We start from the raw sequence: 25,933 nt of genomic DNA, 5'->3' as shown, positions 1-25,933 counted from the left end.
GTCAGGCTTCGACCATCTCGCGCGCGGCGGCCGTCAGGTCCGGCTGGCGCAGCAGGTGCTCGCCCACCAGGATGCAGCGGGCGCCGACATCGGCCATGCGGCGCACGTCGGCGGCGTTGCGCAGGCCGCTTTCCGCCACCGGGATGCGGTCGGCCGGCACCATCGGCACCAGCCGCTCGGCGGTGGCCAGGTCGGTGCGCAGGCTGCGCAGGTCGCGGTTGTTGATGCCGATCAGGCGGGTGTTCAGGCCCAGCGCCCGCTCCAGCTCCTTCTCGTCATGCACTTCGGCCAGCACGGAGAGGTCCAGGCTGCGGGCCACTTCCTCCAGCTCCCGCGCCTGGGCGTCGGACAGCGCGGCCATGATCAGCAGGATGCAATCGCCGCCCATCGCGCGGGTCTCGAACACCTGCCAGGGGTCGATCATGAAGTCCTTGCGCAGCACCGGCAGCTTGCAGGCGGCGCGGGCCTCGATCAGGTGCTGCGGCTCGCCTTGGAAGAACGGCGCGTCGGTCAGCACGGAGAGGCAGGCGGCGCCGGCGGCCTCGTAGGCGCTGGCGATGGCGGCGGGCTCGAACGGATCGCGGATCAGCCCGCCGGAAGGGGAGGCGCGCTTGATCTCGGAAATCAGGCCGATCCGCCCGTCGGCCACGGCATTGCACAGCGCGCCGGTGAAGTCGCGCGGCTTGCCGGCATCCTTCGCCTGCTTCTCGATCTCGTCCAGCGGCGTGGTGGCCGCGCGGTTGCGGACCTCCACTTCCTTGTCGGCGAGGATACGAAGCAGCGTGTCGGGGAGGGTTGTCGCGTTCATCCGTCTCGGTCTTTCCAGCGCATCGGGCGCGCTCGGTTCAAATGGCAGCACGGCTTGTCAGGGTGCTCAGGCGGCTGGGTTGGTGGCGGCGCGCAGGTGTTCCAGCACGGCCAACGCCGCGCCATCGTCGATGGCCCGCGCCGCGCGCTGCGCCGCGGTGCGGAGATCGGTCGTTTCGCCGGCGACCACAAGGGCCGCCGCCGCATTCAGCACCACGCAATCCCGATAGGGGCCATGCACGCCTTGCAGCAGCGCCACCAGCGCCTCGGCATTCTCGGCCGGCGTGCCGCCCAGCAGGGCTTCCACCGGGGCGGCGGGCAGGCCGGCATCCTCCGGCGTGATGGTGAAGGCGCGGATCTGGCCGTCCTTCACCTCCACCACGTCGCTGGGGCCGGCGAGCGTCAGCTCGTCCAGGCCCTGGCCATGCACCAGCCAGGCGTGCTCGCTGCCGGTGCGGGCCAGGGTCTCGGCCATCGGGCGCAGCCATTGCGGGGCGAAGGCGCCGGTCATCTGCCGCTTCACCCGGGCCGGGCTGGTCAGCGGGCCGAGCAGGTTGAAGATGGTGCGGGTGCCCAGCTCCACGCGCGGGCCGGCGGCGTGGCGCAGCGCGGCGTGGTGGCGCGGCGCGGCCAGGAACACCATGCCAACCTTGCGGAGCACCTCCGCCAGCGCCGGGATCGGCAGGTCCAGGTTGATGCCCAGCGCTCCCAGCACGTCCGACGCACCGGATTTGGACGAGAGCGCCTTGTTGCCGTGCTTGGCCACCGGCACCCCACAGCCGGCCGCGACGAAGGCGGCGGCGGTGGAGATGTTCAGCGTGCCGATATTGTCCCCGCCAGTGCCGACGAGGTCGATCGCATTGGGGGGCGCGTCGATGGCCGTCATGCGCGCGCGCATGGCGCGAACGGCGCCGGTCATCTCGGCCACCGTCTCGCCCCGCACGCGCATCGCCATCAACATGCCGGCGATCTGCGCGGGGGTGGCCTCGCCTTCCATCAGGATGCCGAAGGCGTCCTCGGCCTCCCGCTCCGTCATGGTCTCGCCCAGCGCCAGCCGCGCCAGGATCGGCTTGAGCGACATCATGTGGCGCTAGCTTCGTTGCGCGCGGGCAGCGTGACGCCGGACATGGTCAGGAAGTTCCGCAGGATGTCGTGCCCGTGCTGGCTGGCGATGCTTTCCGGGTGGAACTGCACGCCCCAGATCGGCAACTCGCGGTGCGCCAAGCCCATGATCAGCCCGTCGCTGGTCCAGGACGTGGCTTCCAGCGCGTCCGGCAAGCCGTCCCGCCGCACCACCAGGGAATGGTAGCGGGTGGCCTTGAACGGGTCCGGCAGGCCGGCGAACAGGTCGGTGTTCCGGTGCCGCATCTCCCACACCTTGCCGTGCACGGGGGTGGGCGCCCGCTCCACGATGCCGCCGAAGGCCTGGCCGATGGCCTGGTGGCCGAGGCAGACGCCCATTAGCGGCACGCCGGCCTTGGCGGCGGCCGAGATCAGCGGCAGGCAGATGCCGGCCTCGTTCGGCGTGCAGGGGCCAGGAGAGAGCAGGATGGCTTCCGGCTTCAGCTCCAGCGCTTCCTCCACCCGCAGCGTGTCATTGCGGCGGACCTCGATCTGGGCGCCGAGGTCACCCAGGAAGTGGTACAGGTTGAAGGTGAAGCTGTCGTAGTTGTCGATCAGCAGGATCATGGCGCTGCGTCCTTCAACGGCGGCCGGCGGCGAAGCGCACGGCTTCTTCCGCGGCGCGCACCAGGCCGCGCGCCTTGGCCCGCGTTTCCTCATACTCGGCCATCGGGTCCGAATCCGCCACCACGCCGCAGCCGGCCTGGACGTGCATGACGCCGTCCTTCACCAGCGCGGTGCGCAGCGCGATGCAGGTATCCATGCCGCCATCGGCGCCGAAATAGCCGATGCCGCCGGCATAGAGGCCGCGCCGGGAGGGCTCCAGCTCCTCGATGATCTGCATGGCCCGTACTTTCGGCGCGCCGGAGAGCGTGCCGGCGGGGAAGCCGGCGGAGAGGGCCTCCAGCGCCGTCAGCCCGCCGCGCAGCTTGCCGCGAACCTCGCTGGCGATGTGCATGACCTGGCTGTAGCGCTCGATATTGAAGCTCTGCGTCACCTTCACCGAGCCGATCTCCGACACGCGGCCGACATCGTTGCGGCCGAGGTCGAGCAGCATCAGGTGCTCGGCGCGTTCCTTCTCATCGGCCAGCAGCTCGCGCTCCAGGGCCAGGTCCTGCTCCGGCGTCGCGCCGCGCGGGCGGGTGCCGGCCAGGGGGCGCACCGTCACCTCGCCATCGCGCAGCCGCACCAGGATTTCCGGGCTGGCGGCCACCGCTGCGTAGCCGCCGAAATCGAAATACACCAGGAACGGCGCCGGGTTGATCCGCCGCAGCGCGCGGTACAGAGCGAAGGGCGGCAGCGCGAACGGGATGGAGAAGCGCTGGCTGGGCACCACCTGGAACACGTCGCCAGCGCGCACGTATTCCTTCGCGCGCTCGACGACGTCGAGGAACTCCGCCTGGGTGAAGTTGCTGGAAGGCTCGGCCAGCGGCGGCAGGTCGGCCGGCGGGGCCGGGCGCGGCACTGGGCGGTCCAGCGCCGCCTCGGCTTCGTCCAGGCGAGATTGCGCGGCGGCCCAGGCGGCATTCGGCTCCGCCTCGCCCGGCCACACGGCTGTGCAGAGCGTCATGGTGTCCCGCACATGGTCGAAGACGATGACCAGGGTGGGGCGGATCATCACCGCGTCGGGGATGCCCAGCACGTCCGGCTTCAGGCTCGGCAGCTGCTCCATGTGCCGGACCATGTCGTAGCCCAGATAGCCGAACAGCCCGGCGCAGATGGGCGGCAGCCCGGCCGGCAGCGGCAATTGCGCCGCCTCGATCTGCTCGGCAAGGCTTTCCATCACCGGCTTGTCGATCGGCTGGAAGGCGTGTGGGGCGGAGAGGGCGTGGCGGTTGATCTCGGCCTTGCCCTCCCGGCAGCGCCAGACCAGGTCCGGTGCCATGCCGATGGCGGAGTAGCGGCCGCGCGCGGCCCCACCCTCAACGCTCTCGAACAGGAAGGCGTTGGGCTGGTTCTGCGCCAGCTTCAGGAAGACGCCGACAGGAGTATCCAGGTCCGCGACCCGCTCCCGCCAGAGCACCTGCCCCTCGCCGGCCAGCAGGCCAGCGGTGAAGGCGGCGAGATCCGGGCTGCGGAGAGCGTTCATCGGTTGGTGACCTGTCCCATCAGGGTCGGGTTGAAGGTGACGTTGGCGCTGCGACGCAGGGCTTCCAGGTACTGGGCCTCCAGGTCGTTCAGCATCGCCTGCTCCACTTCGGAGCGGACGCGGCCAAGCGCCAGCGGGTCGGCATCCGGGTTCACCCGCAGCACGTCCACCACCTGGCCGACGACGAAGCCGTCGGCGGCCTGGGCCATGGTGGCCTCGTTGGGGGCGGTGTCGAACAGCGGGGCGAGCAGCTCCGGCGGCGGCGAGTTGCGGCCGTCGCCCTGGGCATCCGGCTGGCGGGCGAAGGGGCCGACGCGGCGCGTGGCCAGGCCGGCTTCCCGGGCGGCGTCCACCAGGGTCTTGCCGCCGCGCACGGCGCCGAGCAGGGCGGCGGCGCGCTCCTCCTGGCTGCGGCGGCGGGCATCGGCCAGATAGGCGGCGCGCACCTGGTCCTGCACCTGTTCGAAGGGCTTCAGCGCGGCGGGGATGACTTCCTGCAGGTCGAAGGCGAACAGCCCGACCTGGCCGGCTTCCGCCAGCCGCGGCGCGCCACCGGTCTCGGCGGCGAAGATGGCGCGCAGCGCGATGTCCCGCGCCCCGGCATCCAGGTGGATATTGGCGGGCGTGCCGTCCTGCTGCGTGCCGCGCGCGTCGATGGTGACGGCGGCGACCGGCAGGGCGTAGCGCTGGCCGACCTCGGCCAGGGTGGCGCCGCTGGCGAGCGCGTCCTCGACCTCGTTGGCACGCTCATAGGCGATGTCGGCGGCGCGCTCGTTCTTCAGCTGCGCGGTCACCTCGGTGCGGGCGTCCTCGAAGCTGCGGGTGGTGCCGGCCTCGATATTGGTGACCTTGATGACGTGCCAGCCGAACGGCGTCTGCACCGGCGCGCTGACGCCATCCGCCGGCAGGGCGAAGGCGGCCTCGGCCAGTTCCGGCACCGGCAGGGAGGCACGGTCCATCACGCCGAGGGACAGGGCCTGGCCGCCATCGGCGTGGGCCGCCGTCTCGATGGCGGCGAATTCGGCGCCGCCGCGCCATTCGGCGGCGATCTTGTCGGCGGCCTCGCGGCTCTGCATCACCGCCTGCTCCAGCGTGCGGCGCTCGGGCGTCTCATAGGCGCCGCGATGCGCCTCGTAATAGGCGCGCAGGTCTTCCTCGCTCGGGTTGATCTCGGCGGCGACCGTGGCGGGGGAGAGGGTGGCGACCGTCACCTTGCGGTATTCGGGGGCGGAAAACTGGTTCGGGTTGTTCTCGTGGTAGCGGCGCAGCTGCGCGTCCTCCGGCACCGCCGGTTCCGGCGCATCGGCGAAGGGCAGCGTCACCAGCTCGGCCACGCGGCGCTCCTGCTGCCACATCAACAGCGGCTTGATGATGCCGTCCGGCCCGGCGGCGCCGGAGCGCACGGCGCCCACCAGCTGCTGCCGCTCCAGGTCACCCTGCAGCAGGCGCAGGAATTCCTGCTCGGTCAGGCCGTTGCTGCGCAGGAAGCTCTCCAGCGCGATGCGGTTGAAGCGGCCATCCGCGCCCTGGAAGGCTGGGATGCCCCAGACATAGGCCTGCAAGGCCTGGTCCGGCGCGATGACGCCGAGCCGCGCGGCCTCCTGCCTCTGGACACGGTCCATCACCAGGCTCTCCACCGCCTGGCGGGCGATGGCCTGCGACATCTGCGGCGTGATCTCGAAGGACCCACCCAGCTGGCGCTGGATGCGGGTCGTCTCCCGCCGCGCGGCCATCTGGGCCTCGGGCAGCTCGATCCGGTCCTTGTTGACGCGGGCGAGCGAGGTGTCGGAGCCGAAGTTACGGACGATATCCTCGATGCCCCAGATGGCGAAGGACAGGATCAGCAGCAGGAAGAGGCCCTTGGCGAACCAGGTTCCGGCAAGGCGGCGCAGTGCAGTGAGCATCGTATTCCACAAGAAGAGGAAGCGGGGCGGACCATAGGGAAAAGGGGGACGGTTGCCAAACCCTGCCGTCACGGGTAGCGCCGGGGATACGGTTCGAATCACCCGGATACTTCGAGAGGAAGCCCGATGACCCCTGGCGTACGCCCCCTGATCGCCGGCAATTGGAAGATGCACGGGACCCTGGCCTCGGTGCGGGAGCTGGCTGCCGGCGTTGCCGCCGGCCAGGCCTCCGGTGCCGACCTGCTGGTCTGCCCCGCCTTTGTCCACCTGTCGGCGGTAGCCGAGACGCTCGGTAGCGGCTCGGTCGCCCTTGGCGCGCAGGATTGCCACGCCAACCCCAAGGGCGCGCATACCGGCGATATCTCGGCCGCCATGCTGGCCGACCTGGGCGTCCGCTTCGTCATCCTCGGCCATTCCGAGCGCCGGGCCGACCATGCGGAGAGCGATGCGGTGGTGCTGGCGAAGGCCGAGGCGGCGCTCACCAGTGGCCTGACCCCCATCGTCTGCGTGGGCGAGAGCGAGGCGCAGCGAGTCTCCGGCGAGGCGGAGGACGTGGTCGCTGCGCAGTTGGCCGGCAGCCTGCCGGAGGGATTCGCGGCCGCCGGCGGCGTGGTGGCCTATGAGCCGGTCTGGGCCATCGGCACCGGCCGTACGCCGACCGAGGCAGATATCGCCGCCATGCACGCCCGCGTCCGCGCGGAACTGGAGCAGCGCTTCGGCGCCGCCGGCAGCACGCTGCGGATTCTCTACGGTGGCTCGGTGAAGCCGGGGAATGCCAAGGCCATCCTGGCGCTGCCGCATGTCGATGGCGCGCTGGTGGGCGGCGCCAGCCTGGTGGCCGGCGACTTCCTGGGCATCGCAGCGGCGGCCTGAGGCTACGGGGCCGGGGCGGCGGCGGCCGCCGCCCCGGGAACCGGCGCCAGGTCTCTTGCCTGATGCCGCCAAGCGGCGCGACACTGCCGCCATCATGCCGAACGCACAGATCGAACAGGTCCTCGCCACGCTCGACGCGGCCCGGGCCGAGACCGAAGCCAGCCTCCTCGCGTGGCTGCGCATCCCCAGCATCAGCGCCCAGTCGGCGCACGCGCCCGATTGCCGCGCCGCCGCCACCTGGGTGGGCGAGCAACTGGCCGAGCTCGGCTTCGAGGTTGGGCTGCGGGAGACGCCGACGCATCCGGTGGTGATCGCCACCCATCCCGGCCCCCAGGGTGCGGACGTGCCGCATGTGCTGATCTACGGCCATTACGACGTGCAGCCGCCGGAACCGCTGGAATTGTGGACCAGCCCGCCCTTCGAGCCGACCATCGTCGAGGGCCCGCATGGCCGCCGCGTGGTGGCGCGCGGCGCGGTGGACGACAAGGGCCAGTGCCTGACCTGGCTTGCCGCCCTGCGCGCCTGGAACACCGTGGCCGGCGGCCCGCCGGTGCGCCTGACTATCGTGGTGGAGGGCGAGGAGGAAGTCGGCAGCCCGAACCTGGATGCCGTGTTGCAGGCCGAGAAGGATTTCCTGAAGGCCGACGTGGCGCTGATCAGCGACACCGGCATGTGGGAATTCGGCGTGCCGGCGCTGACCGTCAGCCTGCGCGGCATGGTGTATGTGCAGATCGACCTGCGCCTGGGCGCGCGGGACCTGCATTCCGGCCTGTTCGGCGGCTCCGCCGGCAACTCCCTGAACGTGCTGACCAAGCTGCTGGGCGAGCTGAAGGACGAGGATGGCCGCATCCAGATCCCCGGCTTCTATGACGGCGTGATCGAGCCCGGCGCTAACCAGCGCGCCGCCTGGGATGCGTTGGGCTTCGACGAAGCCGCCTTCCTCGGCAGCCAGGGCCTGTCCGTGCCCAGCGGCGAGAAGGGCCGCTCGGCGCCCGAGCGCATGTGGGCGCGGCCGACCGCCGACATCAACGGCATCTGGGGCGGCTATATGGGCGAGGGCTCCAAGACCGTCATCGCCTGCGAGGGCCATGCCAAGCTGTCCTGCCGCCTGGTGCCGGGGCAGGAGCCGGCGAAGATCATCGAGGGTATCCGCCAGTTCGTGAAGGCACGCATCCCGGCCGATGCCAGCTTCGAGTTGCAGGTCTTCGCCAGTACGCCGGGCCTGTCTGTGCCTACCGAATCGCCGTTCCTGGATGCGGCGCGGGCCGTGCTGGCGGAAGAGTTCGGCAAGCCGGTGGTGCTGTCCGGCGGCGGCGGCTCCATCCCCGTGGTGGAGAGCCTGAAGCGCATCCTGGGGCTGGACAGCCTGCTGATGGGCTTCGGCTTGCATGACGACCAGGTGCATAGCCCGAACGAGAAGTTCGAGCTGGCCTGCCTGCATTCCGGTGCGCGCAGCCACGCGCGGCTGCTGGCACGCCTGGGCGGCAAAGGCTGAATTCAGCCTGAGATGGGCTGACGAAAAAGGGCTGGGGAATTGCTTCCCCAGCCCTTTCCTGTTCCTCCAACGATGAAAGCGTTCAGCGCTTACGCTTTCGCCACTTCCGCACGAATCAGGCCGAGGGTCTCCTCCACCATCGCGGCCGTGACATCCAGGTGCAGGCAGGCGCGGATGCGGCCGCCCAGCATGGAGATCTGCACGCCCTGCAGACGCAGCGCCTTCACCAACTCGGCGGAGGCGAGGCCGGTGCCGGCGGGGTCGAAGAACACCAGGTTGGTATCCGGCTCCTCCACCGCGATGCCGGGGATCTGCCGCAAGCCGCGGGCGAGGGCCTTGGCGTTGGCATGGTCCTCGGCCAGGCGGTCGATGTGATGGTCCAGCGCATAGAGACAGCCGGCGGCGCAGATGCCGGCCTGCCGCATCGCGCCGCCCAGGCGCTGCTTCCAGCGCCAGGCGGTGTCGATGAATTCGGACGAGCCGGCCAGCACGGCGCCAAGCGGCGCGCCGAGGCCCTTGGTGAAATCCAGCCACACCGAATCGAAGCCGGCCACCATCTCCTTTGCCGGGATGCCGGTGGCAACGACGGCGTTCATCAGCCGGGCGCCATCCATGTGCGTGGCCCAGCCTTCTTCCCGCGCCACGGCCACCACCGCATCCAGTTCCGCCTGCGGCCACACGGCGCCGCCACCGATATTGGCCGTCTGCTCGACTTCCAGCAGGCTTTGCGGCGGCGCGTGGCGGGTGCGGGGGCGGATGGCGGCGCGCAGCGTCTCGGCGCTGAACATGCCGCGCGCGCCCTGCAATGGATGGATCTGCGTCCCCGCCAGCGCGGCATGCACGCCGCCTTCGCTGGAGAGGATATGCGCCGTCTCATGCGCCAGAACCTCGTCGCCCGGGCGGCAATGGGTGACGATGGCGATGACGTTGCACATGGTACCGGAGGGCAGGAAGATCGCCGCCTCCTTGCCCATCAGGCCGGCCATGCGGTCGCACAACGCGGTCACGGTCGGGTCGTCGCCGAACTGCTCGTCACCCACCTCGGCGGCCATCATCGCATCGCGCATCGCCGCGGTCGGGCGGGTCTGCGTATCCGAATACAGATTGATGCGAACAGGCGGCGCACCGACAGGCGGGCGGGCAGGGGCATGGACCATGAATGCGATAACCCTCGTGGTGGAGGGCGGGGCTGGTCAGTCGGCCAGGGCCCGCCAGAATTGCTTCCAGGCCTGCCGCAGCACCATGAGGCCCGCGACAATGGCCAGCAACTCTAGCGCCAGCCGGACATAGGTCCAGAGCTCGGCGTCCGTATCCGGCATCCAGTCCAACCATGCCTTGTCGGCCTGGCGAAGTTCCAAAAGCGTTGGAAGCACCCAGAACAGGGCGACCAGAGAAAGGACGAGCAGGGTCAGGTATTTGCGCACGATGACGCCAACATGACCGAAATCTTAGACTTGGGCACTTCAACTGCGCGTGGCTGGGTTCCCCGGCGCGACGGCGGCGGTCGCCGCCGTGTTGCGGCCGTACAGTGCCATCGCCCGCCGCTCGAAGCTCCGCACCATCAGGCGGACGGCTTCGTTGAACACGACGCCGATGACCGCTTGCAGCAGGGCGCTGCGAAATTCGAAATCGACGAAGAAATCGACCTCGGTGCCGCCTTCGACCGGCGTGAACTTCCAGGTGTTGTTCAGGTAGCGGAAGGGGCCGTTCTCATACTGCACGCGCACTTCATGCGGGCGGTTGAGCTGCACGCGGGAGCGGAAGGTCTCCCGGAACATCTTGAAGCCAATGGTCAGGTCGGCCAGCAGCTCGTTGCCGTCCTGGCTGACAACGCGCGCGGCGACGCACCAGGGCAGGAATTCCGGGTAGCGGCGGACGTCCGCCACCAGATCGTACATCTGTTCCGGCGTATAGCGGAGGATACGCTTCTCGGCGTGCGTGGGCATCAGGCCGCGCGCAGCTTGGCGTTCCGCGCATCGCGCAGCGCGGCGAAATCCCGGTCGGCATGGTAGGAGGAACGGGTGAGGGGTGTGGCCGAAACCAGCAGGAAGCCCTTGCCGCGCGCCATGCGGGCGTAATCCTCGAATTCAGAAGGCTCGACGAAACGGTCCACGGCAGCGTGCTTCACCGTCGGCTGCAGATACTGGCCGATGGTGAGGAAATCAATGTCGGCGCTGCGCATGTCGTCCATCACCTGCAGCACCTCGATCCGCGTCTCACCCAGCCCGACCATGACGCCGGACTTGGTGAAGATGGACGGGTCCAGCTCCTTCACCCGGTCCAGCAGCCGCAGGGAATGGAAGTAGCGGGCGCCGGGGCGGATGCTCGGGTAGAGCTTCGGCACCGTCTCCAGGTTGTGGTTGAACACATCCGGCCTGGCCGCGACCACCACCTCCAGCGCGCCATCCTTGCGCAGGAAATCGGGGGTCAGGATCTCCACCGTCGTCTCCGGCGCAGCCAGGCGGATGGCGGCGATGACCTGGGCGAAATGCTGCGCCCCGCCATCCTTCAGGTCGTCCCGGTCCACGCTGGTGATGACGACGTGGCGCAGGCCGAGCTGCGCCACGGCGTCGGCCACCCGTCGCGGCTCATCCGCATCCAGATGCTTCGGCATGCCGGTGGTAATGTTGCAGAAGGAGCAGGCGCGCGTGCAGATCTCGCCCATGATCATCATGGTCGCGTGGCGCTGGGACCAGCACTCGCCGATATTCGGGCAGGCGGCTTCCTCGCATACCGTGACGAGGTTGTTGTCGCGCATCAGCTTGCGCGTCTCGTGATAGATTGGGTGCGTCGGCGCCTTAACGCGAATCCAGTCAGGCTTGCGCTTGATCGGATTGTCCGGGCGGTGCGCCTTCTCGGGGTGGCGCAATTGCTTCCTGGCTTCGGGCTCCGGCGGCACGGCGGCGTTGGCCGCCTGCAGATGCGCGGGCAGCGCGACGGAGGGCGAGACCTCCACCGGCTTCGGGATGCCGCCGGCGTTGGAAACCGCGCCACCGGCCCGGTGATCGATCAGGATACGCGTGGCCATTCGGAACCCCGGTACAATGCGGATGGCGGCGTCGGACTGTGCCCCATCCCCTTCTATATGTGCAATCAGGGCCCGGATGCGAGGCGCATCCGGGCCCTGGCCGCCACCTTAGATGTGGATCACCCGGCCAAAGGCATCAAGCACCGACTCATGCATGGCTTCCGAGACCGTGGGGTGGGGGAAGACGGTGTGGATCAGCTCCGCCTCCGTCGTCTCCAGCGTCCGGGCGATGGTGTAGCCCTGGATCATCTCGGTAACTTCCGGCCCGACCATGTGAGCACCGAGGAGGGCGCCGGTCTTGGCGTCGAACACCGTCTTCACGAAACCCTCGGGCTCGCCCATGGCGATGGCCTTGCCGTTGCCGATGAAGGGGAAGCGGCCGACCTTGACCTCGTGCCCGGCTTCCTTGGCCTTGGCTTCCGTCAGGCCGACGGAGGCCACCTGCGGCCGGCAATAGGTGCAGCCCGGGATGTTGGAAACATCCATGGCATGCGGGTGCAGGCCGGCAATGGCCTCCACCACCACGATGCCCTCATGGCTCGCCTTATGCGCCAGCCAGGGGGCGCCGGTCAGGTCGCCGATGGCGTAGACGCCGTCCTCGCCGGTGCGGCCATACTCGTCGGTGACGACGTGGGTCTTCTCGACCTTAATCTTGGTGCCTTCGAGACCCAGATTCTCCACGTTGCCGACGATGCCGACGGCGGAGATCAGGCGATCGGCGACGATCTCCTGCACCTTGCCGTCCACTTCGACGATGGCGGAGACGCTGTCGCCGTTCTTGCGGACGCCCTGCACCTTGGCGCCCACCAGGATCTTCATCTTCTGCTTCTCGAAGGACTTCTTCACGAAGGCCGAGACCTCCGCGTCCTCCACCGGCAGCACGCGGTCCATCGCCTCGATCAGCGTGACCTCGGCGCCCATGTTCAGGAAGAAGGACGCGAATTCGCTGCCGATGGCGCCGGAGCCGATGACGATCAGCTTCTTCGGCATGATGTCCGGCGCCAGGGCCTCGCGGTAGGACCAGATCAGCTTCCCATCCGGCTCGATTCCCGGGATGACGCGGGCGCGCGCACCGGTGGCCAGGATGATGTTCTTGGCCTCGATCTCCGCGACCGGCTTGCCGTCCTTGGCGACGGAGAGCTTGCCCTTGCCGGCCAGCTTCGCGTGGCCATCGAACACCGTGACCTTGTGCTTCTTCAAAAGGCCCTTCACACCGGACGAAAGCTGGCCGGCGACCTGCCGGGACCGCTTCACCACCTTCGCGAAGTCATATTTGATGTTCTCGGCGGAGAAGCCGAACTGGTCCAGATTGTGCAGCAGGTGGTTGATTTCGCTGGCCCGCAGCAGCGCCTTGGTGGGGATGCAACCCCAGTTGAGGCAGATGCCGCCCAGATGCTCGCGCTCAACCAGCGCGACCTTCATCTTCAGCTGCGATGCGCGGATGGCGGCGACGTAGCCGCCGGGGCCGCCACCTACCACCACCAGGTCGAACTGCTCGGCCATGTCTGTCTTGTCCTCGTCAGCCTTCGGCGGCCAGCGCGTGCAGCGCCTCGCCTGTCAGGCGTTGATCGGTCCATTCATCCTGCCCGACCGCGCCGATCCGCCGGTAGAAGGCGATAGCAGGCGCGTTCCAGTCGAGCACATTCCATTCAACCCGGGCATGGCCATCGGCCACCGCGCGCTTCGCGACTTCCTGGAAGAAGGCACGACCGATGCCGAGGCGCCGGTGCTCCGGCGCCACGAACACATCCTCGATCCAGAGGCCGCCGCGGCCGGTGAAGGTGCTGAAAGTGTCGTACCACAGGCAGAAGCCGATGGGCTCGCCATCGGCTTCCGCGATCAGGCCTTTGACCTTCTTGCCGGCCAGGGCGCCGTAGAAATCCTGCGCCGTGGCCTTCACCTCGTTTCCCAGGTTCTCGTACTCCGCCAGGGCGGTGACGAGACGGAGAACCGTCTCGGCATCGCGCGGCCTGGCGTCGCGCAGCGAGAAACCGGGATGCCGGCTCACAGCATCAGGCTCAGCGGGTCCTCGACCACCGCCTTGAAGGCGGCGATCCACTCGGCGGCCAGCGCGCCATCGACGGCACGGTGGTCGACGGAGAGGGTGCAGGTCATCACCGTGGCGATAGCCAGCGCGCCGTTCTTCACCACCGGGCGCTGCTGCCCGGCGGAGACCGCCAGGATGCCGGCCTGGGGCGGGTTCACGATGGCGGCGAAATCCTTCACGCCGAACATCCCCATGTTGGAGATGCTGAAGCCGCCGCCCTGGAACTCCTCGGGCTTCAGCTTGCCGGTCTTGGCGCGTGCCGCGAGGTCCTTCATCTCGTTGCTGATGGCGGCAAGGCCCTTCTGGTCGGCCTTGCGCACGATCGGGGTGATCAGCCCATCGGGGATGGACACGGCCACCGAGATATCGACGTCGTGGTACTGGAGGATCGCCTCATCGGTCCAGGTCGCGTTCACGGCCGGCATCATGCGCAGCACGCGGGCTGCCGCCTTGATGACCAGGTCGTTGACCGAGAGCTTGAAGGCGCCCGGCCCGTCCTTCGGCGCGCGTGCGTTGAGGTCGGCGCGCAGCTTCAGCAGCGCATCGATCTCGATATCCATCGTCACGTAGAAATGCGGGACGGTGGCTTTGCTCTCGCTCAACCGGCGCGCGATGACCTTGCGCATGCTGCTGTTCGGCACAGCGGTATGCGGGGCGGTGATCGTGGGCGCGACGGGCTTCGGCGCCGGCGCGGCAGACGGTGCCGGGGCGGCAGCAGCCTGGGACTGTGCCGCGGGCGCGGCGGCCTGCTTCGGCGCGCTGGAGGCACCTTCCACATCGGCCTTCACGATCCGGCCGTTAGGGCCGGAACCCTGAATGCCGGACAGGTCGATGCCAGCCTGCTGGGCGATGCGGCGCGCCAGCGGGGAGGCGAAGACGCGGCCGCCCTGCTCGGCGGCCGGCTTGGCCTCGCCCTTGTTCTCGATGGCGGTGGCCGCCTTCGGCTCCTGCTCACCGGGTCCGGTCAGCGGTTTGCTGTCGGGCGACATTTCCTGCTTCGGCGCCGAACCGCTGTCCTGCTTCGGCGCTGCCTTGGGGGCGTCGCCGGAGGGAACGGCCTCGCCTTCCTCGACCAGGATGGCGATGGTGGCGTTCACCGCCACGCCTTCCGTCCCGTCCTTCACCAGGATCTTGCCGAGGATGCCTTCATCCACGGCTTCGACTTCCATGGTGGCCTTGTCGGTCTCGATCTCGGCGATCACGTCGCCGGCCTTGACCGCTTCGCCCTCTTTCTTCAGCCAGCGTGCCAAAGTCCCCTCCGTCATGGTGGGGGAGAGGGCGGGCATCAGGATGTTGGTGGCCATCGTCCCGCTTCCTCTTACTTCTTGTAGGTCACGCTTTTGGCGGCATCGACCACGTGGTCCACGGTCGGCAGCGCCAGCTTCTCAAGATTCGCCGCGTAGGGCATCGGCACGTCCAGGCCCGCCACGCGCACCGGCGGCGCGTCCAGGTGGTCGAACGCGTGCTCGATGACCTGCATCGCCACCTCGGCGCCGATGCCGGAGAAGGCCCAGCCTTCCTCGACGGTGACGAGGCGGTTGGTCTTCTTCACCGAATTCACGATCGTCTCGGTATCCAGCGGGCGGATCGAGCGGAGGTTGATGACCTCGGCATCGATGCCTTCCTCGGCCAGCTTCTCCGCCGCCTTCAACGCCAGCCCGACCTCGATCGAGAAGGCGACGATGGTGACGTCCTTGCCGCGGCGCTCGATCTTCGCCTTGCCGATCGGCAGGATGAAGTCGTCATCCTCCGGCACCTCGAAGCTCTGGCCGTAGAGGATCTCGTTCTCCAGGAACACCACCGGGTTGGGGTCGCGGATCGCGGCGCGCAGCAGGCCCTTAGCGTCGGCCGCGGACCACGGTGCCAGCACGCGCAGGCCGGGCACATGGGCGTACCAGCTGGCGTAACACTGGCTGTGCTGGGCGGCCACGCGGGCGGCGGCGCCGTTCGGGCCACGGAACACGATGGGGCAACCCAGCTGGCCACCGGACATGTACAGCGTCTTGGCGGCGCTGTTGATGATGTGGTCGATGGCCTGCATCGAGAAGTTGAAGGTCATGAACTCGACGATCGGGCGCAGGCCCGACATCGCCGCGCCGACCGCCATGCCGGTGAAGCCGTGCTCGGTGATGGGGGTGTCCACCACGCGCTTCGGGCCGAACTCGTCCAGCAGGCCCTGGGAGACCTTGTAGGCACCCTGGTACTGCGCGACTTCCTCGCCCAGCAGGAACACGGTGTCGTCGGCACGCATTTCCAGCGCCATCGCGTCGCGCAGCGCTTCGCGGACGGTCTGGGTCTTGGTCGGGCCCCAGTCCTTCTCGGGCTCCTGCTCCGGCCCCTTGGCCTGCGCGGCGGAGCCTTCGCCCTTCGCGGCACCCTTGGCGGCCACGGCGCCATGGTCCTCGGCCTGCTTGGCCACCTCGGCCGTCTCGCCACCCGCCTTGGTGGCGTTGGACACCGGCTGCTGCGGGCCGCCGGCAGCGTTCTTGCTGTCACCGCCATCCAGCTCGGCAATGGCGGAATTCACCGCCACGCCTTCCGTGCCCTCGGCCACCAGGATCTTGGTGATCTGGCCTTCGTCGACGGCTTCCACTTCCATGGTCGCCTTGTCGGTCTCGATCTCGGCGATCACGTCACCGGCGGCGACGGTGTCGCCTTCTTTCTTCAGCCAGCGCGAAAGCTTCCCCTCGGTCATGGTGGGGGAGAGGGCGGGCATCAAAATCGTCGCACCCATCTCAGCGGGCCTCCACCAGGATATCGGTCCAGAGCTCTTTCTCGTCGGGCTCCGGGGACGTCTGCGCAAACTCGGCGGCGTCGGCGACGATGGTCTTCACCTTGTCGTCCACCGTCTTGATCTTCGTCTCGTCCATCCCGCCTTCCAGCAGGATCTTGCGGATGGTCTCGATCGGGTCGTGCTGCTCGCGCATCTTCTGCACTTCCTCGCGCGTACGGTACTTCGCGGGGTCGGACATCGAGTGGCCGCGGTAGCGGTAGGTCTTCATCTCGAGGATGTAGGGGCCGTTGCCCTCGCGGCAGTAGGCCACGGCGCGCTCGCCGGCCGCCTTCACCGCCTGCACGTCCATGCCGTCCACCTGCTCGCCCGGGATGCCCCAGGGCGTGCCGTCCTTGGAGCGGTCCTTGGAGGCGGAGGCGCGCTCGGCGCTGGTGCCCATGCCGTACTTGTTGTTCTCGATGATGAAGATGACCGGCAGCTTCATCAGGGCGGCGAGGTTGTAGCTCTCGAACACCTGGCCCTGGTTGGCCGCGCCGTCGCCGTAATAGGTCAGGCAGACGGAGCCGTCGTTGCGGTACATGTTGGAGAAGGCCAGGCCGGTGCCGATGGAGACCTGCGCGCCAACGATGCCGTGGCCGCCGTAGAAGCCCTTCTCGCGCGAGAACATGTGCATCGAGCCGCCCTTGCCGCGGGAGTAGCCACCCTCGCGCCCGGTCAGCTCGGCCATCACGCCGCGGGACTCCATGCCGGTGGCCAGCATGTGGCCATGGTCGCGGTAGGAGGTGATGACCTGGTCGCCCGGCTTCAGGCACATCTGCATGCCGACGACGACGGCTTCCTGGCCGATATACAGGTGACAGAAGCCGCCAATGAGGCCCATGCCGTAAAGCTGGCCGGCCTTCTCCTCAAACCGCCGGATGAGGAGCATGTCGTTGTAAGCCTGGAGCAGCTGCTCCTGCGTCAGACCCTCGTTTTTCAGGGGAGGGGTCTTCAAGGAAGAAGGCGCCGGCCCCGGCCTGCCGCTACGCTTGGTGGTGCCTGCTTTGGCGCCTTGGACCATACGGCTGCTCCTGACTTTCATGGCGGGTGCCGCGCGGAATTGGCGGCGCCGCTGCCACGCAAATACGTGGCGTCAGGCCGAACTGCAAGCATCTCGAATACGCTAACTTATTGATGCTGCGCTGCAATATGGCGATTAACCGAATCTCGGTTAAAGTTTTCGCGGGTCTTGTATAAGATACTTCTTTGCATTCGCCAATGCCCGCAAGTTACCTGTCGCGTTGTTCTAGAAGCTTAAATGCGGGCGAACTGTAATGCCCGCCGACATTGCTCATGCGCCGCCGACGACACGGCCAAGGCAAGGGTTGCCGCCGAGCCAGTAGCAGAGCTCCGCCGGACGGCCGATTCCGAACAGCGCCAGGTCGCACCGTGCGCCGGCACGCAGCACGCCCCGATCCTCCATCCCCAGCGCCGCGGCGGCGTGCCGCGTCACGCCCAGCAGGGCTTCTTCCACCGTCAGGCGGAACAGCGTGCAGCCCAGGTTCAACATCAGCAGCAGGGATCGGGCGGGGGAGGAGCCGGGATTCATGTCGGTGGAGAGCGCCATCCGTACCCCCGCCGCGCGCATGGCGGCGATGTCGGGGTGGCGGGCTTCCCGCAGGAAGTAGGTGGCGCCGGGCAGCAGCACCGCCACGCTGCCGGCCGCCGCCATCGCCCGCAGGCCCTCCGCGCTGGCATATTCCAGGTGGTCGGCGGACAGGGCGCCGTACCGCGCGGCCAGCGCCGCGCCGCCGAGGTCGGAGAGCTGGTCCGCGTGCAGCTTAACCGGCAGGCCGCGCGCGCGTGCGGCACCGAACACCCAGCCGGTTTCCTCGGGCGAGAAGGCGATGCCCTCGCAGAACGCATCCACCGCGTCGGCCAGGCCAATGGCGGCCGGCACGATGTCCTGCGCCACATGCCGGGCGAAGGCCGCCGTGCCGCCTTCATAGCCGGGCGGCACCGCATGGGCGGCTAGTAGGGTGGTGGCCACCGTCACCGGCTGGGTCTCGCCCAGGCGGCGGGCGACGCGCAGCATCTTCAACTCGCTCTCCAGGTCCAGCCCGTAGCCGGACTTGATCTCGACGGTGGTGACGCCCTCGGCCAGCAGCCCCTGCAGGCGCGGCAGCCCGGCCTCGTACAACTCGTCCTCGCTGGCTGCCCGCGTGGCGCGGACACTCGAAAAAATGCCGCCGCCGGCGCGGGCGATCTGCTCGTAGGTGGCGCCGGCCAGCCGCTGCTCGAACTCGGCGGCGCGGTTGCCGCCGAAGACGAGGTGGGTATGGCAGTCGATCAACCCCGGCAGCACCCAGGCGCCGTTGCAATCCACCGTCTCCGCCGCCGGGCCCGGCAGTTCGGTCCGTGGGCCGACCCAGGCTATGCGGCCATCCTTTGCCGCGACGGCGCCGTCCTCGATGATGCCCAGGCCGGGGCCATCCATGGTGGCGAGGTGGGCGTTCAGCCAGACGCGGTCGAACATCAGCCGCGCCCTTCCGCCAGGGCGGCGAAGTCGCCGGCCTCCACCAGGGCCTTCACCGCGGCGATGTCCGGCGCCATGTGGCGGTCCTCGTCCCACGGCGCCGCCTGCGACCGTACCATTGCCACCGCCTGCTCGACGGGCGGGGAGGAGGTGAGGGGACGGTGGAAGCCGATGCCCTGCGCCGCCGCCAGCAGCTCGATCGCCAGGATGCCGGCGGTGTTGTCCGCCATCTCCGCCAGCCGCAGGGCCGCGCCGGTGGCCATGCTGACATGGTCCTCCTGGTTGGCGCTGGTCGGCATGCTGTCGACGCTGCGCGGATGCGCGAGCGACTTGTTCTCGCTGGCCAGCGCCGCCGCCGTCACCTGCGCGATCATGAAGCCGGAGTTCAGCCCACCTTCCCGCACCAGGAAGGCCGGCAGGCCGGAGAGCACCGGGTCCGTCAGCAGGGCGATGCGGCGCTCGGCCAGTGCGCCGATCTCGGCCACCGCCAGGGCGATGTTGTCCGCAGCGAAAGCCACAGGTTCCGCATGGAAATTGCCGCCGGAGAGCACCTCGCCCTCCGCCGTCACCAGCGGGTTGTCGGTCACGGCATTGGCTTCCCGCTGCAGCACCGTGGCGGCGTGCGCCAGCTGGTCGGCGCAGGCGCCCATGACCTGGGGCTGGCAGCGCAGGCAATACGGGTCCTGCACACGGGTGTCGCCGGTGCGGTGGCTCTCGCGGATGGCGCTGCCGTCCAGCAGGCGGCGCAGCGTGGCGGCGGCCTCGATCTGCCCGGGCTGGCCACGCAGGGCATGGATGCGCGGGTCGAACGGCGTGTCGGAGCCGCGCGCGGCGTCGACGCTCATCGCCCCGGCGGTCAGGCCGGTGTGCAGCAGGTCCTGCGCCTGGAACAGCCCCACCAGGGCCAGCGCTGTCGAGACCTGGGTGCCGTTCAGCAGCGCCAGCCCTTCCTTCGGCCCCAGCGCGACGGGTGGCAGGCCAGCAAGCCGCAGCGCCTCGGCGCCCGAGACGGTCGTGCCTTCCACCCGCGCCTGGCCCTCACCGATCAGTACCAGCGACAGATGCGCCAGCGGTGCCAGATCCCCCGAGGCACCGACGGAGCCCTTGGCCGGAATGGCCGGCAGCACCCCGGCATTGAGCAGGCCCAGCAGTGTCTGCACCACCACCGGGCGCACGGCGGAGGCACCGCGGGCCAGCGACATCGCCTTCAGCGCCAGGATCAGCCGCACCACCGGTTCCGGCATGAAGCTGCCGATGCCGGCGGCATGGCTGCGCAACAGGTTGAGTTGCAGCTTTGCCAGGTCGGCACTGCCGATTCTCTGGCTGGCCAGCTTGCCGAAGCCGGTATTGACGCCGTACAGCGCCTCGCCCGAGGCGATGCGCGCGGCCAGTGCGGCGACGGATTGTTCCAGCGGCGCCTGCCAGCCTTGCGGCAGCTCCAGCGCCTCGCCCTGCATGATGGCGCGCAGTTGCGCCAGCGTGGCGGAACCGGGGGCGATGATCATGCCGCACCGCCGATCATCGGCAGGTCCAGCCCGAATTCCCGCGCGCAGTCGATGGCGATGTCGTAGCCCGCATCGGCGTGGCGCATCACGCCGGTCGCCGGGTCGTTCCACAGCACACGCTTCAACCGCCTGGCCGCATCCGACGTGCCATCGGCGACGATGACCATGCCGGCATGCTGCGAATACCCCATGCCGACGCCGCCGCCATGATGCAGCGACACCCAGGTGGCACCGGACGCCGTGTTCAGCAGGGCGTTAAGAAGCGGCCAGTCGGAGACGGCATCCGATCCATCCTTCATCGATTCCGTTTCCCGGTTGGGAGAGGCGACGGAGCCGGAATCCAGGTGGTCGCGGCCAATGACGACGGGGGCGGAGAGCTCGCCCTTCGCTACCATCTCGTTGAAGGCCAGGCCCAGGCGGTGCCGCTGCCCCAGCCCGACCCAGCAGATGCGCGCGGGCAGGCCCTGGAAGTGGATGCGTGCCTCGGCCATGTCCAGCCAGCGGTGCAGGTGCTTGTCGTCCGGAATCAGCTCCCGCACCTTCGCATCGGTCTTGCGGATATCCTCCGGGTCGCCGGAGAGCGCGGCCCAGCGGAAGGGCCCGACGCCGCGGCAGAACAGCGGGCGGATATAGGCCGGCACGAAGCCGGGGAAGCCGAAGGCATCGGCCAGGCCTTCATCCTTCGCCATCTGGCGGATGTTGTTGCCGTAATCCATGACGACGGCACCCAGCTTCTTGAAGTCCAGCATGGCCTGCACATGCGTCACCATGCTGCGCTTGGCGGCTGCGGCCACGGCGGCCGGGTCGCTCTCCCGCTTCGCTTCCCAGTCGGCCAGGGTCCAGCCAGCGGGCAGGTAGCCATTGGCGGGGTCGTGCGCGCTGGTCTGGTCGGTCACGATGTCCGGCACCACGCCGCGCCGCACCAGTTCGGGGAAGATCTCGGCGGCATTGCCCAGCAGGCCGACGCTGATGGCCTTCTTCTCGCTGGTAGCGCGCTGGATGATGGCGAGCGCCTCGTCCAGCGTCTCTGCCCGCTGGTCGACATAGCCGGTTTCCAGCCGCTTCTCGATGCGGCTGGGCTGGCATTCCACCGCCAGCACGCAGGCGCCCGCGAAGACGCCGGCCAGCGGCTGCGCCCCGCCCATGCCGCCCAGCCCGGCGGTGAGAATCCAGCGCCCGGCGAGGTCACCGCCAAAATGCTGGCGCCCGGCCTCGGCGAATGTCTCGAACGTGCCCTGCACGATGCCCTGCGTTCCGATATAGATCCAGGACCCCGCGGTCATCTGGCCATACATCATCAGGCCCGCGCGATCGAGCTTGGTGAAGTGTTCCCAATTCGCCCAGGCGGGGACGATGTTGGAGTTGGCGATCAGCACGCGCGGCGCATCCGCATGCGTCTCGAACACGCCCACCGGCTTGCCGGACTGCACCAGCAGCGTCTGGTTCTCCTCCAGCCGCTTCAGGGTATGGACGATGCGCTCATAGCTGTTCCAGTCCCGCGCCGCACGGCCGATACCACCATAGACGACCAGCTCGCCCGGGCGTTCGGCGACCTCGTCATCCAGGTTGTTCATCAGCATCCGCATGGCGGCTTCGGTGGTCCAGTGCTTCGCGCTCAGCGTATTGCCGCGTGGGGAGCGGATGGCGGGGGCGTTACGGAAACGATCCTGCATGGGTCTGGCTTCTTTCAACGCAAGGCACCGCCGAGGCGGTAGCGGCTTCCGGGATGGGTCAGCCACGCCCGCGTCGCCACCATGCGGCGGGACCAGGTGCGGCGGTGGATCAGCAGGCAAGGCTCGTCGGGCGTGATGGCCAGCGCGGCGATGGTGGCGGCATCCGGGCGGATGGACTCCACCACATGCTCCACGCGCTCCGCGGGGGCGGCGGCCATCAGGTGGGCGTAGGGGGTCGTGCGGGTGAAATCCTGCACCAGGTAGTCAGGCGCGATCACTGGATTCACAAAGCGGTCTTCCAGCTGCACGGGCACGTCGTCTTCCAGGTGCACCATGCGGCTGTGGAACAGCGGGCTGCCCTCCGGCAGGCCGAAGGCCACGGCCAGCGCCACATCCGCCACCCGGCGTTCCAGCACCTCCACCCGCGCCGTGTGGCGATGGCCGCGTTCGGTGATTTCCTCGGCGATGTCACGCAATTCCAGCAGCGCCGATTGCGGCGGGCCGCCGGCGACGAAGGTGCCGACGCCCTGCACGCGCTTCAGCAGCCCGGCATCCGCGAGTTCCCGCAATGCGCGGCCAACGGTGACGCGGGAATGGCCGGTCAGCTTCACCAGCTCGTTCTCGGATGGCACGCGATCGTCGGGGGACCATTCGCCGCTCCGCACCCGATCCAGGATGAAGCTCTTGATCTGCTGGTAGCGGGGGGCGGTGGGGTCGCTGTCCGGCTGCATCATGGGGCGAAGCATGGTTGTATTGACAACCCTCGTCAACAGGGAAACCATGCCACTCCACCGGACAGGATGCCCCGGCCATGCCGCGATTCCACGCTGCTTCCGCCCTGCTGCCCCAAGGCTGGGCGCATGACGTGCTGGTCGAGGCCGATACCGCCGGCACCATCCTCGCGGTCACCCCCGATGCGCTGGCTGGCGAGGCGCAGCGCCTGGCAGGCGCGGTCATCCCCGGCGTGCCCAACCTGCATTCCCATGCCTTCCAGCGCGCCATGGCCGGGCTGGGCGAGCGCCGCTCCCCGCCCGAGGCGCGGGATGCCGAGGGTGGCGAGGATTCCTTCTGGACCTGGCGGCAGACGATGTACCGCTTCGTCCACCGCTTCACGCCGGAGGATGCCGAGGCCGTCGCCGCCCAGCTCTACGCCGAGTGCCTGGAATGGGGCTTCACCAGTATCGCCGAGTTCCACTACCTGCATCATCAGCCGGATGGCACGGCCTATGCCGCACCCGCCGAGATGGCACTGCGGCACCTTGAAGCCGCGCGGCAGGCAGGCATTGGCATCACGCTGCTTCCCAGCCTGTACCGCCACGGCGGCATCTTCGGCAAAGACCCGGTCCCCGGCCAGCGGCGGTTCCTGAACGACCTTGATGGCTACTGGCGCATTGTCGAGGACATCCGCGCCTCCATCGCCGGCGATGCCCAGGCCGGGCTCGGCCTCGCGCCGCATTCGCTGCGGGCGGTGACGCCGGGAATGCTGGCCGAGGTGGCGCGCTTCGACGGCCCCATCCACATCCACGCCGCCGAGCAGCGGCGGGAAGTGGCCGAATGCCTGGCCGTCACCGGTGCCCGCCCGGTGGAATGGCTGCTGGCCAACATGCCGCTCGATGCGCGCTGGTGCCTGATCCACTCCACCCACATGACGGAGGCGGAGGCCGAAGGCCTGGCCCGCAGCGGCGCCGTCGCCGGGCTGTGCCCGACCACGGAAGCCTCGCTGGGCGATGGCATCTTCGGCTACGCCGCCTACGCGAAAGCGAATGGCCGGTTTGGTTTCGGCACTGACAGCCATGTCGGCACCTCGCCGCGGGACGAGATGCGCCAGTTGGAGACCAGCCAGCGCCTCGCCCACAACGCCCGCTCCGTGGCGACCGATCCCGTCCACCCACATCCCGGCCGCAACCTGCTGGATGCGGCGCTGCGGGGCGGCACCCAGGTCAGCGCCCGCCCCATCGGCGCCATCGCCCCTGGAATGCGCTGCGACCTAATAGAGTTGGATCCGGCGCACCCCGCCCTGGTGGGCCTAAGCGAGGATAGCCTGCTGGATGCCTGGGTGTTCAGCGGCCAGGCCAACCCGATCCGCAGCGTCGTCGCCGGTGGTCGCGTCGTGGTGGCCGATGGCCGCCATGTCGACCGGGAGCGCATCGCCACACGCTTCCGCGCCGCGATGCAGCGCCTGACGGCATGAGCGTCGACATCCGCGCCGCCACGCGCACTGAACTGGACCAGATGATGAACTGGGCGGCAGCGGAGGGCTGGAACCCGGGCCTGAACGACGCCGATGCCTTCTGGGCCGCCGACCCCGGCGGCTTCCTGCTGGCCGAGGATGCCGGGGGCATGGCCGCCTGCATTTCCGCCACCCGCTACGGCACTGGCTTCGGCTTCATTGGCTTCTACATCGCCCGGCCGGAACGGCGCGGCCAGGGGGTTGGCCTCGCGCTGTGGCGGCGGGCGATGGAACACCTGTCGGGCCGGGTGGTCGGGCTGGATGGTGTGGTGGCGCAGCAGGCCAACTACCGCAAATCCGGCTTCCAGCTGGCGTGGCGGAATGTCCGCTACACCGCGCTATCACCGCGCCTGGTCGGTGACGGCGGCGGGGCAGGGCAGGTAGTGCCGGCGGCAACGCTGCCCTTCGCCGCGTTGGCGGCGCTGGATGCCAGCGTCTTTCCCACGCCGCGCGACGCCTTCCTGCGCGCCTGGATCGCCGCCCCTGGCCATCGGGCGCTGGCCGTGATGCGGGATGGCGCGGCCGTGGGCTTCGGCGTGCTGCGCCCCTGCCGAGACGGCGCCAAGATCGGCCCGCTGACGGCCATGGACGCCGCCGCCGCGCGCAGCCTGTTCGATGCACTGGTGGTAGGCATCGACGGGCCCATTAGCCTCGACTTGCCGGAGCCGAACGCGGAAGCCGTCGCCCTGGCCGAAGCGGCGAGGATGCAGCCGGTATTCGAGACGGCGCGGATGTATGCCGGCCCGGCGCCGGCGGTGATGCGCCACCGCATCTTCGGCGTCGCCAGCTTCGAACTGGGCTGAAGGCGGCGGAGACGGCCACCGCCTTCAGGCGGCCGGGCTCAGCTGCCCGCCGCCACGCCTTCCGCCATGCGCATGCAGCGCAGGAAGTTGCCGGCCCAGAGATGCGCGATCTTCGGCGCGTCATAGCCACGGCGCATCAGCTCGGCCGTCAGGTTGGCGCTGTCCGCCGCGCTGCGCCAGCCCTCGACGCCGCCGCCGCCATCGAAGTCGGAAGACAGGCCCACATGCTCCAGCCCGATCCGCTTCACCGCGTAGTCGATGTGGTCGGCCATGTCGGCCACGCTGGCGCGGTAGCGGCCATCGGCATCCGGGTTGCGCAGGAAAGCCGGCACGGCGGTGATCTGCACCACGCCGTTGACGGAGGCGACCGCGTCCAGCTGCTCGTCATCCAGGTTACGGGGGTGGTCGCGCAGCGCCCGGCAGCATGTATGCGTCGCCACCACCGGGGAGCGGGAGAGGCTCACCGCCTGCATCATCGCGCTCTTCGCGACATGGGAGATATCGACCAGCAGGCCCAGCGCATTCATCTCGGCGATCGCGGCGCGGCCGAGGTCGGAGAGCCCGCCATGCAGCGTCGGCCCATCGCCCAGCGAGGCCATCGGGATAGCGGAATCGGAGAGCTGGTTGTGCCCGTTATGCGTCAGCGTGACGTAGCAGGCGCCCAGCCCGCGCCACAGCGCCAGGCGGGAGAGATCGTCACCCATCGCGTAGCCGTTCTCCACCGCCATCAGCACGGAGGTGCCGCCTTCGGCCCGGGCGAACTCGACGTCGGTGGAGCGGCTGGCGATGCGCCGGTCGCCGCCTGATGCGGTGGCACGGATGGCGCGCAGCATCGCCTCGGCCCGCTGGGCGGCGGCGGCGAAGCCCTCTGGCGTACGTAGGCCCTGTGGCAGGTAGGCGGCGAAGACCACCGCCTTCAGCCCGCCCGCCGTCATCTTGGGGTAGTCCACGCAGCGGTTGGTCTCGCTGCGCGGGTCCGGGGTCTCCGGCCAGGGGATGTCGACATGTGTATCGAGCGTCAGCGTCGCCGCGTGAAGTTCGGCCGGCTTCAGGGTGTCGGGCATCGGTGCGGTCCGGGACGTTATGTCAGGTGAAAGGCTTCGCCCCG

Annotated in this window: 23 protein-coding genes; 4 read left to right on the top strand and 19 right to left on the bottom strand. The window is 69.2% G+C overall.

Annotated features, from left to right (window positions below; translation table 11 throughout):
• Window position 1 precedes the first annotated feature (1 nt).
• The 5 genes from trpC to IBL26_RS03070 all read right to left on the bottom strand — a co-directional run bounded on the left by trpC (window position 2) and on the right by IBL26_RS03070 (window position 5,922).
• Window positions 2-808 (bottom strand): indole-3-glycerol phosphate synthase TrpC, encoded by an 807-nt coding sequence (trpC, locus tag IBL26_RS03090; RefSeq protein WP_187782977.1) that lies wholly within the window; start codon window positions 806-808, stop codon window positions 2-4.
• Window positions 809-874: 66 nt separating this feature from the next.
• Window positions 875-1,891, bottom strand: a complete 1,017-nt coding sequence (gene trpD, locus IBL26_RS03085) for an anthranilate phosphoribosyltransferase (protein ID WP_187782976.1) — start codon at window positions 1,889-1,891, stop codon at window positions 875-877.
• Window positions 1,888-2,496, bottom strand: coding sequence for an anthranilate synthase component II (locus IBL26_RS03080; protein ID WP_187782975.1), 609 nt, complete (start codon window positions 2,494-2,496; stop codon window positions 1,888-1,890). Before IBL26_RS03080 ends, trpD begins: the two co-directional genes overlap by 4 nt.
• Window positions 2,497-2,509: 13 nt before the next feature.
• The gene (gene trpE / locus IBL26_RS03075; protein ID WP_187782974.1) at window positions 2,510-4,018 is read right to left on the bottom strand and encodes an anthranilate synthase component I; all 1,509 of its coding nucleotides are present in this window, start codon (window positions 4,016-4,018) and stop codon (window positions 2,510-2,512) included.
• On the bottom strand, window positions 4,015-5,922 hold the full coding sequence (locus IBL26_RS03070; protein ID WP_187782973.1) for a peptidyl-prolyl cis-trans isomerase: 1,908 nt from the start codon (window positions 5,920-5,922) through the stop codon (window positions 4,015-4,017). The genes trpE and IBL26_RS03070 overlap by 4 nt, the downstream gene beginning before the upstream one ends.
• Window positions 5,923-6,048: 126 nt before the next feature.
• Here IBL26_RS03070 and tpiA point away from each other — a divergent pair, with 126 nt between their 5' ends.
• Both tpiA and IBL26_RS03060 read left to right on the top strand, forming a co-directional pair.
• On the top strand, window positions 6,049-6,795 hold the full coding sequence (gene tpiA, locus IBL26_RS03065; RefSeq protein WP_187782972.1) for a triose-phosphate isomerase: 747 nt from the start codon (window positions 6,049-6,051) through the stop codon (window positions 6,793-6,795).
• A gap of 55 nt (window positions 6,796-6,850) precedes the next feature.
• Window positions 6,851-8,290, top strand: coding sequence for a dipeptidase (locus tag IBL26_RS03060; protein ID WP_367615359.1), 1,440 nt, complete (start codon window positions 6,851-6,853; stop codon window positions 8,288-8,290).
• A gap of 89 nt (window positions 8,291-8,379) precedes the next feature.
• On the opposite strand, the gene IBL26_RS03055 is transcribed toward IBL26_RS03060, so the two are convergent.
• The 13 genes from IBL26_RS03055 to hutC all read right to left on the bottom strand — a co-directional run bounded on the left by IBL26_RS03055 (window position 8,380) and on the right by hutC (window position 22,538).
• Window positions 8,380-9,447: a threonine aldolase family protein gene (locus IBL26_RS03055; protein WP_187782971.1), complete on the bottom strand. Its 1,068-nt coding sequence runs from the start codon at window positions 9,445-9,447 to the stop codon at window positions 8,380-8,382.
• A gap of 36 nt (window positions 9,448-9,483) precedes the next feature.
• Window positions 9,484-9,714, bottom strand: a complete 231-nt coding sequence (locus tag IBL26_RS03050; protein ID WP_187782970.1) for a hypothetical protein — start codon at window positions 9,712-9,714, stop codon at window positions 9,484-9,486.
• Window positions 9,715-9,753: 39 nt separating this feature from the next.
• Complete coding sequence (locus IBL26_RS03045; protein WP_187782969.1) at window positions 9,754-10,236, bottom strand: type II toxin-antitoxin system RatA family toxin; 483 nt, start codon at window positions 10,234-10,236, stop codon at window positions 9,754-9,756.
• Entirely contained in the window at window positions 10,236-11,318 is a 1,083-nt protein-coding gene (lipA, locus tag IBL26_RS03040; protein WP_241748940.1) for a lipoyl synthase, read from the bottom strand. The genes IBL26_RS03045 and lipA overlap by 1 nt, the downstream gene beginning before the upstream one ends.
• Before the next feature lie 108 nt (window positions 11,319-11,426).
• Window positions 11,427-12,821: a dihydrolipoyl dehydrogenase gene (gene lpdA, locus IBL26_RS03035; protein WP_187782968.1), complete on the bottom strand. Its 1,395-nt coding sequence runs from the start codon at window positions 12,819-12,821 to the stop codon at window positions 11,427-11,429.
• A 16-nt stretch (window positions 12,822-12,837) separates the two neighbouring features.
• Window positions 12,838-13,326: a GNAT family N-acetyltransferase gene (locus IBL26_RS03030; RefSeq protein WP_187782967.1), complete on the bottom strand. Its 489-nt coding sequence runs from the start codon at window positions 13,324-13,326 to the stop codon at window positions 12,838-12,840.
• Window positions 13,323-14,669, bottom strand: a complete 1,347-nt coding sequence (locus IBL26_RS03025; protein ID WP_187782966.1) for a pyruvate dehydrogenase complex dihydrolipoamide acetyltransferase — start codon at window positions 14,667-14,669, stop codon at window positions 13,323-13,325. Before IBL26_RS03025 ends, IBL26_RS03030 begins: the two co-directional genes overlap by 4 nt.
• A 14-nt stretch (window positions 14,670-14,683) precedes the next feature.
• On the bottom strand, window positions 14,684-16,099 hold the full coding sequence (locus tag IBL26_RS03020; protein ID WP_187782965.1) for a pyruvate dehydrogenase complex E1 component subunit beta: 1,416 nt from the start codon (window positions 16,097-16,099) through the stop codon (window positions 14,684-14,686).
• A gap of 1 nt (window position 16,100) precedes the next feature.
• A complete protein-coding gene (gene pdhA / locus IBL26_RS03015) occupies window positions 16,101-17,159 on the bottom strand; it encodes a pyruvate dehydrogenase (acetyl-transferring) E1 component subunit alpha (RefSeq protein WP_277817283.1) in 1,059 nt (352 codons plus the stop codon).
• Between the two features lie 270 nt (window positions 17,160-17,429).
• Window positions 17,430-18,614: an imidazolonepropionase gene (gene hutI, locus IBL26_RS03010; protein WP_187782964.1), complete on the bottom strand. Its 1,185-nt coding sequence runs from the start codon at window positions 18,612-18,614 to the stop codon at window positions 17,430-17,432.
• Window positions 18,614-20,119 (bottom strand): histidine ammonia-lyase, encoded by a 1,506-nt coding sequence (gene hutH / locus IBL26_RS03005; RefSeq protein ID WP_187782963.1) that lies wholly within the window; start codon window positions 20,117-20,119, stop codon window positions 18,614-18,616. Before hutH ends, hutI begins: the two co-directional genes overlap by 1 nt.
• Entirely contained in the window at window positions 20,116-21,792 is a 1,677-nt protein-coding gene (gene hutU, locus IBL26_RS03000; protein ID WP_187782962.1) for a urocanate hydratase, read from the bottom strand. Before hutU ends, hutH begins: the two co-directional genes overlap by 4 nt.
• 14 nt (window positions 21,793-21,806) lie before the next feature.
• Window positions 21,807-22,538: a histidine utilization repressor gene (hutC, locus tag IBL26_RS02995; RefSeq protein ID WP_241748937.1), complete on the bottom strand. Its 732-nt coding sequence runs from the start codon at window positions 22,536-22,538 to the stop codon at window positions 21,807-21,809.
• Between the two features lie 65 nt (window positions 22,539-22,603).
• Between hutC and IBL26_RS02990 the strand changes: the two genes are divergently transcribed.
• Window positions 22,604-23,983, top strand: a complete 1,380-nt coding sequence (locus IBL26_RS02990; RefSeq protein WP_187782960.1) for a formimidoylglutamate deiminase — start codon at window positions 22,604-22,606, stop codon at window positions 23,981-23,983.
• Entirely contained in the window at window positions 23,980-24,825 is an 846-nt protein-coding gene (locus IBL26_RS02985) for a GNAT family N-acetyltransferase (RefSeq protein ID WP_187782959.1), read from the top strand. The genes IBL26_RS02990 and IBL26_RS02985 overlap by 4 nt, the downstream gene beginning before the upstream one ends.
• A gap of 38 nt (window positions 24,826-24,863) precedes the next feature.
• Here the strand turns inward: IBL26_RS02985 and IBL26_RS02980 are convergent, their stop codons facing one another.
• The gene (locus IBL26_RS02980; RefSeq protein WP_187782958.1) at window positions 24,864-25,889 is read right to left on the bottom strand and encodes a dipeptidase; all 1,026 of its coding nucleotides are present in this window, start codon (window positions 25,887-25,889) and stop codon (window positions 24,864-24,866) included.
• Window positions 25,890-25,933 lie beyond the last annotated feature (44 nt).

This window comes from Teichococcus aerophilus, assembly GCF_014490485.1.
Classification (GTDB): Bacteria; Pseudomonadota; Alphaproteobacteria; order Acetobacterales; family Acetobacteraceae; genus Pseudoroseomonas; species Pseudoroseomonas aerophila.
The sequence above is the reverse complement of the archived record's forward strand: the minus strand, read 5'-3'. Positions and strand labels throughout refer to the sequence as shown.